The sequence below is a fragment of the Desulfobulbaceae bacterium genome (assembly GCA_013792005.1).
GTDB lineage: Bacteria > Desulfobacterota > Desulfobulbia > Desulfobulbales > VMSU01 > VMSU01.
Genome location: VMSU01000186.1, coordinates 1 through 14638, shown reverse-complemented (window position 1 = coordinate 14638; position 14638 = coordinate 1). Strand labels below are relative to the sequence as shown.

General features: G+C 48.7%; 14 protein-coding genes. All 14 read left to right on the top strand.

The window, feature by feature from the left end; translation table 11 throughout:
• Entirely contained in the window at positions 1-513 is a 513-nt protein-coding gene (locus FP815_11955; GenBank protein MBA3015645.1) for a cupin fold metalloprotein, WbuC family, read from the top strand.
• Positions 514-796: 283 nt separating this feature from the next.
• On the top strand, positions 797-1798 hold the full coding sequence (locus FP815_11950) for a sigma-54-dependent Fis family transcriptional regulator (protein MBA3015644.1): 1002 nt from the start codon (positions 797-799) through the stop codon (positions 1796-1798).
• Between the two features lie 275 nt (positions 1799-2073).
• Entirely contained in the window at positions 2074-4260 is a 2187-nt protein-coding gene (locus tag FP815_11945; GenBank protein ID MBA3015643.1) for a hypothetical protein, read from the top strand.
• A 142-nt stretch (positions 4261-4402) separates the two neighbouring features.
• Entirely contained in the window at positions 4403-5836 is a 1434-nt protein-coding gene (locus FP815_11940; GenBank protein MBA3015642.1) for a sigma-54-dependent Fis family transcriptional regulator, read from the top strand.
• Positions 5837-6139: 303 nt separating this feature from the next.
• A complete protein-coding gene (flgB, locus tag FP815_11935; protein ID MBA3015641.1) occupies positions 6140-6529 on the top strand; it encodes a flagellar basal body rod protein FlgB in 390 nt (129 codons plus the stop codon).
• Positions 6530-6531: 2 nt separating this feature from the next.
• Positions 6532-6966, top strand: a complete 435-nt coding sequence (flgC, locus tag FP815_11930) for a flagellar basal body rod protein FlgC (protein ID MBA3015640.1) — start codon at positions 6532-6534, stop codon at positions 6964-6966.
• Between the two features lie 62 nt (positions 6967-7028).
• On the top strand, positions 7029-7319 hold the full coding sequence (gene fliE / locus FP815_11925; protein ID MBA3015639.1) for a flagellar hook-basal body complex protein FliE: 291 nt from the start codon (positions 7029-7031) through the stop codon (positions 7317-7319).
• A 66-nt stretch (positions 7320-7385) separates the two neighbouring features.
• The gene (fliF, locus tag FP815_11920) at positions 7386-8990 is read left to right on the top strand and encodes a flagellar M-ring protein FliF (protein ID MBA3015638.1); all 1605 of its coding nucleotides are present in this window, start codon (positions 7386-7388) and stop codon (positions 8988-8990) included.
• A gap of 173 nt (positions 8991-9163) precedes the next feature.
• On the top strand, positions 9164-10186 hold the full coding sequence (gene fliG / locus FP815_11915) for a flagellar motor switch protein FliG (protein ID MBA3015637.1): 1023 nt from the start codon (positions 9164-9166) through the stop codon (positions 10184-10186).
• The gene (locus tag FP815_11910) at positions 10170-10946 is read left to right on the top strand and encodes a hypothetical protein (GenBank protein MBA3015636.1); all 777 of its coding nucleotides are present in this window, start codon (positions 10170-10172) and stop codon (positions 10944-10946) included. The genes fliG and FP815_11910 overlap by 17 nt, the downstream gene beginning before the upstream one ends.
• A 20-nt stretch (positions 10947-10966) precedes the next feature.
• A complete protein-coding gene (locus FP815_11905; protein MBA3015635.1) occupies positions 10967-12271 on the top strand; it encodes a FliI/YscN family ATPase in 1305 nt (434 codons plus the stop codon).
• A gap of 13 nt (positions 12272-12284) precedes the next feature.
• Complete coding sequence (gene fliJ, locus FP815_11900; GenBank protein ID MBA3015634.1) at positions 12285-12728, top strand: flagellar export protein FliJ; 444 nt, start codon at positions 12285-12287, stop codon at positions 12726-12728.
• Positions 12725-13228, top strand: coding sequence for a hypothetical protein (locus FP815_11895; GenBank protein MBA3015633.1), 504 nt, complete (start codon positions 12725-12727; stop codon positions 13226-13228). The genes fliJ and FP815_11895 overlap by 4 nt, the downstream gene beginning before the upstream one ends.
• A 353-nt stretch (positions 13229-13581) precedes the next feature.
• The coding region (locus FP815_11890; GenBank protein ID MBA3015632.1) for a cobalamin biosynthesis protein CbiM at positions 13582-14638 on the top strand (1057 nt) is incomplete at its 3' end.

Sequence of the window (14638 nt, the reverse complement as noted above, 5' to 3'; positions counted from 1 at the left end):
TTGCTTAGCCATCCCCGGACTTTTTGCGAGATTGTCAAGGTTATTAGTCGAGAACTGTTGCTCCATCTTTCCAGGGAAGCTAGGGGCTTGCCCAGGCTGCGCAAGAACTATAACCTCCATTCATCGGATAATTCCCGTTGTCATCGATTATTGAACGCAATGGAACCAGCATCGTACATCCGCCCTCATCGGCATGTGGACCAAGAGAAAGATGAAGCCTTTATTTTAATGAGGGGAGCCTTGGGTGTGATAATTTTCGATGATGCCGGAGAGGTGACGGAAACAGTGCTGATGTCTTTCCTCACCGGGAATCTTGCGGTGGATATTCCGCATGGTGTTTTGCATACAGCGGTCTGTCTTGAAATGGGGACTGTTTTTTGTGAGACCAAGGCTGGTCCTTATCTTTCGTTGAATGAGGAAGAAAAGGCCGGGTGGGCGCCTGAAGAAAACACGCCGTTGGCATTATCTTATCTTGAGAAGTTGCGGGGGGTGCTCGCTGAGTTTGCTGTGTAAATCATGGATGGTGCTTATATCCTTGTTTTTTTATGGATATTGAGCAAGAAAGAGCGTATAAATTTGAATGATTCTTGATGGTCTCACAAAAAGTCACGGGATGGCTAAGCAAAAGTGCGCTGCAACGCAGTAGATCGGGCTTTTTGCGACGCCATCATTCTTGGTGGCAGGTATAATTCAAAGTGACGTTGGGTTACGGCCTGACCTTAACCTGCTCAAGCGAAAGTAGTGCAATCTGCTAATTACCCTTACTGATTTATTATTTTGATTTAATGTGTGTCTTATGACCGAAATAAAGCACGATAGTTACGCTGGAATTATCGGCAGCTGTGATATTATGCAGCGCCTTTTTAATTTGATAGCAAAGGTCACGGATACCGATACTACGATTCTGATTCAAGGCGAGTCTGGTACAGGTAAAGAGCTGATTGCTCGGGCTATTCACTCGCAGGGTCCCCGCCGGGATAATCCTTTTGTGCCGATTAACTGTGGCGCAATTCCAGCCGAACTGTTGGAGAGTGAACTGTTTGGGCATGAAAAAGGGGCTTTCACGCACGCTATTCGGACACGTCACGGGCGATTTGAACTCGCTGATAGCGGGACAGTTTTTCTGGATGAGATTTCCGAGATGAGTCCGATGCTTCAGGTTAAGCTGCTTCGCGTTCTTCAAGAGCGACAGTTCGAACGAGTTGGCGGAACCCAGACAGTTATTTCTGATTTTCGGGTGATTGCGGCCACAAATCGTAACTTGGAGGATGAAGTCAGGGAGGGGCGATTCCGGGAAGACCTGTTTTACCGACTCAATGTTATACCGATAGATGCCCCGCCCCTTCGGGAGCGAACGTCAGATATCGTGCCCTTGGTATGCTATTTTATTAGCAAATTCAATCAGTCGAAGAAAAGGCGTATTTCAGGGGTCTCCAGTGAGGCTATGGGGTGTCTCCTTCGTTATTCGTGGCCTGGCAACGTTCGGGAGTTAGAAAATATAATTGAACGGATGGTTATTCTGGCTGTTGATAAGGAAATCGCAGTTTCTGATTTGCCTGATAAAATTGTTCAGGCCACTGGTTTGACCAGGGAGGCTGTTGACGAAATCCCGGATCAAGGCTTCTCCCTTAGTTTGGCGGTTGCCGATTATGAAAAAAAATTGATTGTCCAAGCTCTGAATCAGACCGGCTGGGTGAAGAACCAGGCATCTCAACTGTTAGGGGTTAACCGGACCACATTGATTGAAAAACTCAAGCGGTATGAGCTGGTTAAGCCGTTGGTTGTGATGACGGAGTGACGCCGTCCGGGGTGAGGGGATAGCTTGATGAGTGTATCCTTTTTTGCTTGTTGCGATCCTGCCTACCATTGTTGGCCGCTTGATATTGATGTATGTGAGAGAACTACTTTTTAGGTTAATCGGGTGACAGTTGACTGTTAGTGAGCCCTGCCAATGGCTGATCATTCTCTTGTGTCATGTGTCATCTGATGGTTCATAAGGGGTTATGATTTCTGTTAATCGAAAACTGGTACCTGATTGCCGTCAACCTGAGTTATCTTTGAGGATAGTCGCTGTTGCCAACCACATTGACTCATTATAACCTGGGGAACTACTCAGCTATGTTGGGGCGCCAGGGTCCGGTCCGGTACTTGTGCGAGTGGAAAGGCATTTGCTGTTGTCTTGTGGCGGTTTTTCTTGCCTTTACTCCATGCAATGCTGGGGCGGAGGATGTCAAGAGTAAGAATGCGCCAGCTCAGAAATCGGATAAAGTTGAAGAAGATGCTTCACCGCCAGCAGTCAAGCCACCTCCATTGAAAAAACTTGTTGAGCATTCACAGGAACTCCTTCGCTATGGCACGCCAGAGGAGGCGGCGCAGGCACTGTATATGGTGCATTATTATTATCCCGAAGGACCCAAGGGTGAGCCTTCTTTGTGGCAAGCGGCCTCTATGATAAAAGAGATGGCTCTTGTTGCTGAAAATCCCGACTGGGACACAGTGCTGGATCGTTTCCGGCGCTATCTTAACTATTATCCCAAAGCGCCCAGGGCTGCTGATGCCTATTTTGAGCTTGGTATGACCTATCAAGCCATGCATTTCTTTCGAGAAGCTCAGGTCTATTTCAAGCTTTTTCTCGAGCGTTACCCAGACTCACCTCTTGTGCTCCAGGCTATGAGTCACTACAGGGATTCTCTCCTGAAGGCAGGTCGTGAGGATGAAGCCAAAAAGGTTTTCACTTCCTGGCAGAAGTCGACAGACCCCAAGGTCCGGGCAATGGGCGAAATGGGAGAAGCTACAATGAAATGGGGTAAGGGTGATTTTCAAGGGGCGCTTGATGGCTACCAGAAAATTCTCAAAGTACTCCCTGATTATTTTATCACGGATCTTGAGGTGTTGCGTTATGTTGGCATTGCCAATCTCCGGTTAGGAAAAGCTGAGATTGGCCAAACGCATCTCTATCATTACCTGACTTTGACCGGAATTTCACCTGCTCGTAGAGATGTTCTGCTTGAACTGGCCGAGAGCTATTTTTTAACCAGGCAGTTTCTGGCAGCTCAAAAACTGTATCGTCAGATAAAAGCGGAAGGAACCGAGAATGAACGAGCTGTACTGGTCAGTAATTTCCGTTTAGCTCAGTGCTTTGACAATACCGACATAGAGCTTGAAAAGTGGCAGTTCCATAATGATCTTACCGCCCCGGAAGGAGATAAACCCTACCTTGCGGTTCTTGAAAAATTGTACCGTGACCCAATTGCCCAAGACGCCAGAATTGAGATTTTTAAACGCTATATAGCTCGCTCTGAACTGGGAAGAGCGAGTGAAGTCGGGCGAAATTTTTTGCGTAATGCCCAGCCGGATTTGTCCAATGCTGTTCAAACCAAACAGGTTGACCAGATTTTAGATTACCTGGTGAGTGAATTATTGAAGGCCAAGAGGTATGTCGATATCTATGATCTTTATGTTGGTGAGTATAGACATGTCAAAGATTTTCCCAATGGGCCGCTTCAGGGTATGATTGGTCAGGCCATGGAGGCTTTGGGTCTCAATGATTTAGCGGCGGCGTTGTATTATCGTGCTATGCAATGGCCGTTGACTGAGCAGGAGAAAGCGGAGCTTTATTTTCGTAGGGCTCGATTGTATCTGGCAATGAAGGACTATGAAGCCGAAGATCGGCTCTTGACCTATCTGCGGAAGATTTATCAGGGTAAACCTGAGGCTGGAGAGGTAGCTTATTACAGCGCTCAATTGGGCGCTGCGCGTGGTGATATTGATCAAGCCCAAGAGTGGTATGATAAGGCGTTGGATAAACCGACTGTGTCTGATCGTTCCTTGGCTGCGGAAGAGGCCATCGGACTTATGGTTCGTGATGGTCGTCTTGAGCAGGCCGAGACTATTCTGACGAAAGGGGCGACTGAACGTTGGATTGCTCCTGAGGTGCAACAGGGGTGGCTGCTCAGGATCGGAAATGGCTGGCGAGAAAAAAAAGAATGGGTCAAGGCCCAACAGGCGTATGAGAGGGGTTTGGTTGAAGGTCTGCCGGATAAGGGTGAGACTGTGCAGGCTCTGCAAGTGTACTTGGGTGATGTGCTGTTGGCCCTTGATACTCCGGATAAAGGACTTGAGCGATATCAGGCTGCAGCTCAGGGAGAGGATCAGCTCTGGAAGCAGATGGCTAGTGAACGGTTAACTCAGCATGCTCTTGATGTTGAAATGGCGGCTATGAAAAAGGCCGGGCGGTCAGTAGGTAACGACGCCCAATGATTGATGGTGTCGTTACCAAGCGCAGACTTTGGAAAAAAGTCAGAGCGATTTGGTTGCGGAGCGGGTTGAAAGTCTTGCGGGCTCTCTCGTCTGTTTAGTTATCCTGTTAGTTGTTACGAGATTTGAGTGGACATAATTTATTGTGAATTCAGGTAATAAGAAAATATTAGTTGTTGATGATGAACAAGGGGTTCGTGTTGACCTCTTTCAAGCCCTGATCGGTCAGGGTATGACGGTGAGTGTTGCCGAGGACGGGCGTATGGCTCTTGAGATGTTGGGCCGCGACTCCGTTGATTTGGTTATTACCGATATTAAGATGCCGGATCTGGATGGTATTGAAGTGTTGAAGCAGGCAAAGATAAGTAATCCTGCCTTGCCGGTGGTAATTATGACCGGATTTGCGACCGTTGATTCTGCGATTGCAGCCATGAAGCTCGGTGCCTTTGATTATATTCTGAAGCCATTTCCGATGGAAGTGATGCTGGAGACTGTTGGCCGTGCTTTGGCTGTTGGTCTGTGTGGGAAAACCGTGGCGGCAGGTCTGTCATTTGAGGCTGGGCCTCGTGCCATGACCAGCAGGGCTATTATTGGACAGGATCCTGCCTGGCTTAAGGTTGTGGCCAAGGCCAAGGCTGTCGCTTCCAGCACTGCGACTGTTTTGATCCTTGGCGAATCAGGCACGGGCAAGGAGGTGTTGGCTCGTCTCCTTCACGAGGAGAGTGAACGAAGTGGCGGCCCATTTGTGGCTTTAAATTGTGCGGCATTGCCGGATGGACTCCTGGAAAGTGAGTTGTTTGGCCATGAGAAGGGTGCATTTACCGGTGCGATTGTTGCTAAGAAGGGGAAATTTGAATTGGCAGACGGGGGAACACTCCTTCTGGATGAAATTGGCGAGGTGCCTCTTCATCTGCAGGCAAAACTGCTTCGGGTTTTGCAGGAGAGCGAGGTGGACCGCTTGGGTGGCAAGGCCCCGATAAAATTTGATGTTCATGTCCTTGCCACAACCAACCGTAACTTGACTGAGGCCGTGGAACAGGGAACGTTCCGCCAGGACCTGTTTTATCGGCTTAATGTCATCCCTATGCGTCTGCCAGCCCTTAAGGATCGTCCGAGGGATATTTTGTTGTTGGCAGATCATTTTATTGCCCGCTATTCGTCTCAATATAAAAAGCCGTGTAAAGTGTTCTCGCGAGCGGCACAGCAGAGGTGCCTTGAATATGGTTGGCCCGGCAACGTTCGAGAGTTGGAAAACATGATTGAACGGGCAGTGCTGCTGAGTCGGGGGCGTGAGATTGAGTCATGGGATCTGTGGGACGAGGAAGACCAGACTCCTGAAGGATCGGCTGATGTCGGCGTGCCCGGTGTTGAAGACCAGGTTGCGTTGCCAGAGAGTGTCATGTTTGCTGATGGGAGTGGACAGGTGGTTTCACTCCGTGAGGTCGAGCGTCAAATGATTCGACAGGCACTGCAACAAACCGACAATAATCGGACTCATGCCGCCAAAATGCTTGGGATCAGTGTTCGGACCCTCAGGAACAAACTTAATGAATATCGAAGCCAGGGGATTGACTTATAACTATTCGAATTTATAGCATTTTATTTTTTAACAGCGTTTTTTTCACCCTTCACCTCATCTCCTATTTGCCTTCCTTGATCAGTTTTTTGTAAGTCTGAGTTTAAGCCCCATTTTCTTGCCAAAATTTGTTGAGCATTATAAGTAATATCGTCATGATAGGTCTACTTTTCTGTGGTGGGCGAGTCATGGCTGGCGGTGTGATGCTCGTGGTGGTGGGTATTGGTTTACTAGGAAAAAATTTCAGGCATCAATATTGCTTATCCTGTCAGTTGTGGTCATTTATTATTACGATGTGGAGGGTATATGCCGTTTACTAACAAGTTGTTTGGTGGGGTAATTCATGCGAGTCATCTGGCTCTTGACGCCAGGATGGAACGTCAGGGTTTGATTCAATCAAACATTGCAAACCTCGAGACACCTGGCTATGTCGGGCAGGATTTTTCTTTTGCTTCAGTCATGAAGAGCGCCATGCTTCAGCAAGGGAAACTTGCTCAGACCAATAAACAGCATATCGCTCTAGATCCGGTGACCTTGAGCGAGAGTATGGAATTCAGTCGTGATAGGAGGCCGGTTGATCTTGATGAGGAGATGCAGAAGCTTTCGGAGAATCAATTGATGTTTCAGGTGACAACAAAGATTCTGGGGAGCAAATTTGAAGGCTTGAAAATGGCTATTGATGAGGGAGGTAAATAATCATGGACTTTCTTACTGCCATGAAAATCAGCGGATCAGCGCTTAAGGCTGAACGAACCAGGATCAATATTGCGTCAATGAATCTGGCAAATGCTAATACCACCAGGACCATTGAGGGGGGGCCGTATCGATCTAAGTCAGTTGTCTTTGGCGCTACTCCACTTGAGAATACTTTCCAGGCCGCATTCAACTCAGTTGACGACAGGCTCCGCAAGGTGAATGTGGTTGAAATTCAGGAGGATCCAACTCCATTTCGGGAGGTCTATGATCCATCCCATCCGGATGCCGACGTGAACGGTATTGTCAAAATGCCGAATGTCAACACGGCGGAACAGATGGTTGATTTGATGAGCGCCCGCCGGGATTTTGACGCTAATGTCACAGCAATGGATACTATTAAGGCCATGGCGCTGCGCTCTTTGGAAATCAGTAAATAGTGATCGGAACGCAGAACGCTGGGGAAAGCCTGGAGTTCTGTCTAGTCTAAGGAGGAGAAGAAATGAATGTCAGTGGTATTGATCCTATTTCGATAAGCGGCAGTCTGCCTGCCAAGGTTAAGGAAACTCAAGGGACAGGGTTTGGTGAAATTTTTCAGGAGTCGATTGCCGCGATCAGTGAAAAATCTCAGGCAGCATCGGTGCTTAGTGAGGGATTGGTGTCGGGGCAACATTCTAATATCCATGAAACCATGATCGCTATGGAAGAGAGCAGTATCTCGTTTCGGATGCTGGCTAAGGCTCAATCCAAGGTCATTGATGCGTATAAAGAATTGATGCGGCTACAACTGTAAGCGGAGTGCTGTCCTTTGCCCAGGGTCCTTTCGGATATTTAATGAGTTAGCAAAAAGAGGCGTTTCATGGCGAGTCCCAAAGAGATGTTGCAACAGATACTGTCAGTAATCAAAGAATTTTCCACGCTGCAGAAATTCATGGCCGGGACTATTCTTGCTGTAGTGTTAGGCGGTCTGGTGATGTTGTCCATGGGTGGGCAGGTGACTAGTCATCAGGTTTTGTTTTCTTCTTTGAGTCAGGAAGATGCGGCGGATGTTGTTGCAAAACTCAAGGAGCAGCGCATTCCTTATACAATTGATATGAATGGCTCTACCATTAAGGTGCCGGCGGAAAAGGTCTTGGAAACCAGGCTCAGTATGGCTGGCGATGGATTGCCCAGGGGGGGTGGTGTCGGGTTTGAGATCTTTGATAAGAACAGTTTGGGGACCACGGATTTTGTTCAGAAGATGAATTATCAACGGGCATTACAAGGTGAATTGGCGCGGACCATCCGTCAGTTTCAACAGGTTCAAGAGGCTAGGGTTCATATTGCCGCTCCTACCGAGTCCGTCTTTGTTGAGGACCAAAAGCCCCCCTCTGCGTCAGTAAGCGTCAAGTTGCGTGGTTCGGCACAGCTTGAGCAAAAGCAGATTCAGTCGATTGTCAATTTGGTGGCTAGTGCAGTGCAGGGGTTAACCGACGAGAATATTACCGTGGTCGATACGGCTGGCCGACTGCTTTTTCGAAAGCGCGGCGGTGAGCTTGGGCAGATGTCAGACAGCCAGCTTGAGTATCAGCAAGGGGTGGAAAAGGCGTTGCGGGATAAAGTCGAAACCATGTTTGAAGAGGTTGTCGGCGCAGGAAAGGCTATTGCCCGGGTCTCGGTTGAACTTGATTTTAATCAGGTTGATACCACAGAAGAGTTGTTTGACCCAGAAGGGCAGGTGGTCAGGAGTGAACAGCTCTTAAATGAGGATAGCGCCTCACCTGGTTCTACTCCTCAGGGAATACCCGGAGTTAAGGGTAACCTTGCCACGTATAATGAAACCGGGGATGGAGCGGGTGGAGGGGCTAACGCCAAGAGAAACAATGTTACCCGAAATTACGAAGTTAGTAAGACCGTGAAGCGGGTTAAATCATCAATGGGTAAGATCAAACGACTTTCGGTCGCAGTGATGGTTGATGGTACCTATGAAAAGGGCGTTGACAATGATGGAAATCCAACCATAAAATATATTGCAAGGGCTCCAGAGGATTTGAAATGGTATGAAAAGATGGCCAAGAATGCCGTGGGGTTTGATCCGGAACGAGGAGATCAACTTGAGGTGGTAAGCACGAGTTTAGCGGCTTCCTTGGCGCCTGAGTCCCAAATTGATGGGTTTGAGCGTTGGCAGCACCTTATTGATCGTTTAGCTCAGCCGGTCATGTATTTATTGATCTCTATCTGCTTTGTCTTCTTTGTGATTCGGCCATTTTTCAGGGTGCTGTCCAATAAGCAACTTGAGGAGCAACGGCGGGTTATGGCGGCGACCAAGTTTGTGGGGGTTGAGGGTGGAGAGGGGGTAACAGAAGAGGATCTTGCCCTGAAACCGATGGGGATGAGCGATAAGGAAAAGATTTATAAATTGGCGCAAACTGATCCGGATCGGGCGGCAGATTTGGTTAGGCGTTGGCTGCGGCAAGAGGCATGAAAATGGTAAACGTTCACCGGGCACCCGGTGAACGTTTACAGTCCGGTGAAATCTGCACGCTCAATGCTTCTGGTGAACGATTACTGAAAATGATTGATTTAACCGTAAATTGGTAACTGATCACCGTCAACTTAAGCAGTTATCCTCCAAGTAAACTAAAAAAGGCCTAAGACATGGCAAAAAAAGATCAACATGGGACTGATGAACTTTCCGGTCCGGAGAAAGCGGCTATTTTTTTATTGACTCTGGGGGATGATTTCACCGCTAAAGTTTTTCAACGGCTCGATGTTGACGAAATAAAGATGGTCGGTCGTCAGATGGCGAAGATTGATCATGTGAATAAGGATGATATCGCCAATCTTTTGAAGGAGTTTCGGTCTGACGAGGGTGGGGAGGGGTTGTTTCTTTCTGGAGATGATCTATTGGAATCCGCCTTGAAAAAAGCGTTAGAGGCTGATAAGGCAGGGGCGATACTTGATGATATTCGTTCGGATTGGCGCTTGACACTCTTTCAGAAGGCCCGGAAACTCGATCCACGTATCTTGGTCAATTTTTTGCGGAATGAGCATCCCCAGACCATTGCTTTGGTGCTGGCGGTACTCGATCAGGTCCAGGCTGCGGTGATTCTTGGTGAGCTGAAGGAAGATCAGCGGGTTGAGGTGATTATCCGAATGAGCGAGCTTGATAAGGTTAGTCCTGAGATCTTGGTGGAAATAGATCGGGTGTTGCAGGAAGAGCTGCTTTCTGTCGAAGGTGTTGAAGGTCAGCGCCTAGGCGGGGTTGAGGCGGTGGCAGAAATTCTTAATCACGCGGACCGTGCCCTGGAATCGTCGATTATGGAAGGGGTTGAAGAACAGCGAGAAGAGTTGGCCGAAGAGATCCGCCGCTTGATGTTCGTGTTTGATGATTTGACCGGGGTTGAAGATCGCGGGATAATGGCTATCTTGAAAGAAGTGAGTTCTGATGATCTTAAGTTGGCGCTAAAAACGGCCACGGAAGAACTCCGGGAGAAAATCTTCAAGAATATGTCCCAACGTGCTGTTGAAGGATTGAAAGAGGATATGGAAATAATGGGACCCACGCGATTAAAAGATGTCGAGTCGGCACAGCAGTCTATTTTGAAAATCGCCAAGCGGTTGGAGCAGGAAGGTAAACTTCAGTTGTCTTCCGGCGGGGGTGATGATGAGTTTGTCTAAGATAATCAAATCTTCTCGTGAGGGAGGAAGAAGTTCGATTCTGGTTACTCGCCGATCACCGGGGGACAGTGAGGAGGGTGGGTTTCATGCCTTATCGTCTATGTGGCAATCTGATGATGATGAGTTTGTGGCAGAGGTAAGTCCTCTTCAGGCAGAGCGAAAGCGTCTTCGGCAGGAGGTCGAAATCATTCGGACTGAGAATGAAGCGCTGGTTAAAGCGGCGGAGGATCGGGTCGCTCAGATAGAAAAAGAGGCACATGATAAAGGTTTTGCTGCGGGGAAAAAAGAGGCGTTGGATCAGGAGAAGGCCAGTTTCGCTCAGGTCATGGTCCAACTTGATGCCTTGCTGAAAGGAATTGAATCGGATCGACAGCGTTTCTTTGCCCAGTATGAGAGTGAAATCGTTACGTTGATCAAGGCTATGGTTGATCGTGTTCTTTTTCATGAGGTCACGACGAATCCCCAGGTGATAGAGGTATGTCTGAAAACGGCTTTGGCTTATGTTGTTGAAAATTCAAAAGTTACGGTTCGGGTTCATGGTCAGGATCTTGAACGGTTGAAAAGGGCAGCCATGGAACGTCCCGAAATGTTGACCGGGTATAAGAAAATTGATTTGAACGAGGATCCTGCTGTCTCTCCTGGCGGGTGCTTTCTCGAAACATCGTTTGGTGAAATTGATGCAACTCTTGATTCACGGCGTGACAGAGTCTTTGCCGCTATTGACGCAATTTTGAAAAAGGCAGCCACTGCAGTCGGGTAATTGCCGTTGCGGAAAATATCATGAATATCTCTCATTGTATCAAAGCCGTGCTTTCAACTGACACGATAGCGGTCAGGGGGCGGGTCAGTCAGGTAATCGGCATGGTGGTCGAGAGTCATGGTCCTGGGATTCCGGTGGGCAGTATCTGTGAAATCAGCGCCTTTCGTGGTCTGAATAAGGTTCCGGCTGAAGTTGTTGGGTTCCGGGAGGGAAGGGTTTTGCTGATGCCGCTTGGCGACATGCGCGGGGTGGAACCGGGTAGTGTTATTCAGCAAGTTGCTGGTCAGGCGGTAGTTCCAGTGTCGCAGGCAATGTTGGGCCGAGTTATCGATGGATTGGGTAATCCCATTGACGGAAAAGGGCCGCTGGTGACCGATGCAGTGTATCCTTTGTACGCCGAGCCTTTGAATCCCATGGAGCGGGAGCGGATTGTGCAACCTGTTGATGTTGGAGTTCGCTCAATCAACGGCCTTTTGACTCTGGGCAAGGGCCAGCGGATCGCGATCATGGCTGGTTCCGGGGTGGGCAAGAGCACTCTTCTTGGCATGATCGCCAAACATACCGCGGCAGACATCAGTGTTATCGCCTTGATTGGTGAACGGGGCCGCGAACTCAAGGATTTCATCGAAAGGGATCTGGGGCCTGAGGGATTGGCACGATCAGTTGTGGTTGTCGCCACTTCGGATCAGCCACCCTTGGTCAGGATGCGTGGAGCGTATCTGGCCACGGCTATTGCCGAATATTTCCGTGATCTGGGCCGTGACGTGATCATGATGATGGATTCGGTAACCCGATTTGCCATGTCCAGTCGGGAAGTTGGTCTAGCCATTGGGGAACCGCCGACCTCCAGGGGGTACACACCCTCGGTATTCTCTCAGTTGCCTAAACTGCTGGAGCGTGCAGGGACGTGTCAGGGGCGCGGCAGCATTACCGGAATTTACACGGTTCTTGTTGAGGGCGATGATATGAATGAACCAATTGCCGATTCGGTACGCTCCATCGTTGATGGTCATATTGTATTGAGCCGTGACCTTGCCAGCCAGGGACACTATCCAGCTATCGAGATTTTAGGAAGTATCAGCAGGTGCATGAGTGATGTCATGCCGCGTGAGCATATGGTTCGCGCTCATCGTTTTTTGGAGATATTGGCCACCTATCGGAAATCGGAAGATTTGATCAATATCGGCGCCTATGCCAAGGGGAGTAATCCGAAAATTGATAAGGCCATTACCATGATTGATGGTTTGAATGCTTTCCTGAAGCAGCAGGTTGAAGATAAGGTTTCTCTTGCTGAAAGCGTCAATGGTTTGAGCGCATTGCTCTAAGTGGAACGAAGACATGGCTTACCACTATAGACTAGAAACCCTGTTGACTGTGCGTCGTAATTTTGAGGAACAGGCGCAACAGCGTCTGGCCCATGAACTTTTTGTTTTGAAAAACCACAAGAAGTATCTTGCCGAGCTTGAAGAACAGCGACTTGACCTTTTTGCAGTACTGGAGGAACGGAAGAAACACACTATTGCTGCAGCTATGTTCAGCTTTTATGTGGAGGCTATTCATGCCAAGAATCGTCAGATTGCTTTTCAGAAAAATGCAGTATTAGCTCAACAAGAGATGATTGAAACCGTGAGAGCTGATTTGGTGACTAAGGTGAAGGCCCGGAAGGTTGTTGAGAGGCTGAAGGAAAAGGATTTTTTGGTCTGGCAGCGCGAGGTGCTCCGTCTGGAGCAGCTTGAAAGTGATGAGCAATCGGTGATGCGTTTTGGCAAGGAGGTGGCATGATGATGAAGAAGATGATCATTTTTACAATAATCGCCATTGTCCTGATGGTAAGTGGTGGAGCAGTGCTTCATGCCCTTGATCAGCAACCCGGCAAGGCCATCACTCCTGAGGATGTTGTCAATGCTCTTAATCTAAAAGAAAAAGAAGTTGCCATTGCCGCGAAGGAGGTTGAGCTTTCCGAGCGGGAGCAGACACAGGCTCAGATTCAGAAAGAGCTGGATGAGAAATTGGCTCGTCTGGCCAGTGTTCAGGCCGAGCTTAAAGATCAACTGACAGCTATAAAAGGTGCACAGACCCAGGAGTTTATGAATTTAATTAAAATTTACAGCGCCATGAGTGCCTCAAAGGTTGCTCCATTGCTTGATGCCATGGAGGACCCTGACGTAGTTAAAATTTTTCGCGCTATGAAGGCCGACCAAGTCGCCAAGATTATTCCAAAGATGAAACAGGATAAAGCCGTTGCCATCAGCGAGCGACTGGGTATGCTTGACACGCAGTAACTGGGATGGCTCGCTTGCCTCGATAATGAGGCCATAGGCATCAGCGTTGTTTTGGGCAGGAAAGTGTCTTGCGATTTGTATATCACATAGTCCACTGCTGCAGTTCCTCTCTTACCTTTTATATCCCTTCTCTGGTGTTCTCTTTTTCCCTTTTTTCGTCACGCTGTCTGCTGCTCTGGTAGTTGCCGTGATCACTCTCTCTTACCTGCGCTATTGTGGTGTCTTCCGTTCGGTTGAGCATGTTTTTGTGAACAAAAAATAAAAATTTGTTGACACTGAAGCACCGAAAAAATATAACGTAGCATGTTTGGTAGCACAAATTCATAATTAATATCACAACAAGGGAGGTTGTTATGCACATGGCGGATGCGCTGCTGTCCCCGGCAGTGGGTGGTACGATGTGGGCTCTTACCGCTGCGCTTGCAGGGTATTGCTCGAAAAAGGTTGGTCGGGAAATGGATGATGCTAAGGTGCCGTTGATGGGGGTTCTGGGCGCGTTTATCTTTGCCACTCAGATGATTAACTTTACCATCCCTGGTACCGGATCGAGCGGACATTTGGGAGGAGGGTTGATTCTTGCGATCCTGCTTGGTCCATATGCTGCATTTCTGGTGATGGCCTCGGTTCTTGGCGTTCAAGCCCTCTTTTTTGCCGATGGTGGGCTTCTCGCCTTAGGGGCCAATATCTTTAATCTTGGTTTTTTTCCTTGTTTTGTTGCGCTGTCTTTTGTCTATAAACCTATTGCTGGTAAGAAACCCACACCGCAGCGTATTGTTATTGCCTCCGTCCTTGCCGGTGTGGCTGGGCTCCAATTCGGAGCTTTTAGTGTTGTTCTGCAAACTGTGAGTTCCGGCGTTTCAGAACTCCCTTTCACCACTTTTTTGCTTCTTATGCAGCCGATTCATTTAGGGATCGGTTTGGGTGAAGGTGTCGTTACTGCGGCGGTAGTCAATTTTGTCTGGCGCACCCAGCCTCAAATTATGGTCAAGGCTGCGGCCCATCAAGCCTTGGGCTCGATTTCTCTTAAGCGAGTCATTGCCGGTTTGGCCGTGGTGACGATTATTACCGGTGGGGCTCTCTCCTGGTTTGCTTCTGCCAATCCAGACGGGTTGGAGTGGTCAATTGCCAAGGTCACTGGCGGAGAAGGTGAGTTGGAGAGTTCTCACCCTCTGCATGGGATACTGGCTCGTATTCAGGAAAAGACGACTTTCTTGCCCGACTACGGATTTGGTGTCGCTGAGGAGAAGGATCAGGCGCCTCACTCCGAGGCGGCGGTCAAGGCGCTAGATGAGAAACCGGCGTGGCCTGCGGTTGATGCCGGAACCAGCGTTTCCGGTCTGGTCGGAGGCTTGTTGACTCTGCTTGCTGCCATTGCCATTGGTTGGTTCTTACGTCGGTATGGGAAGCGCA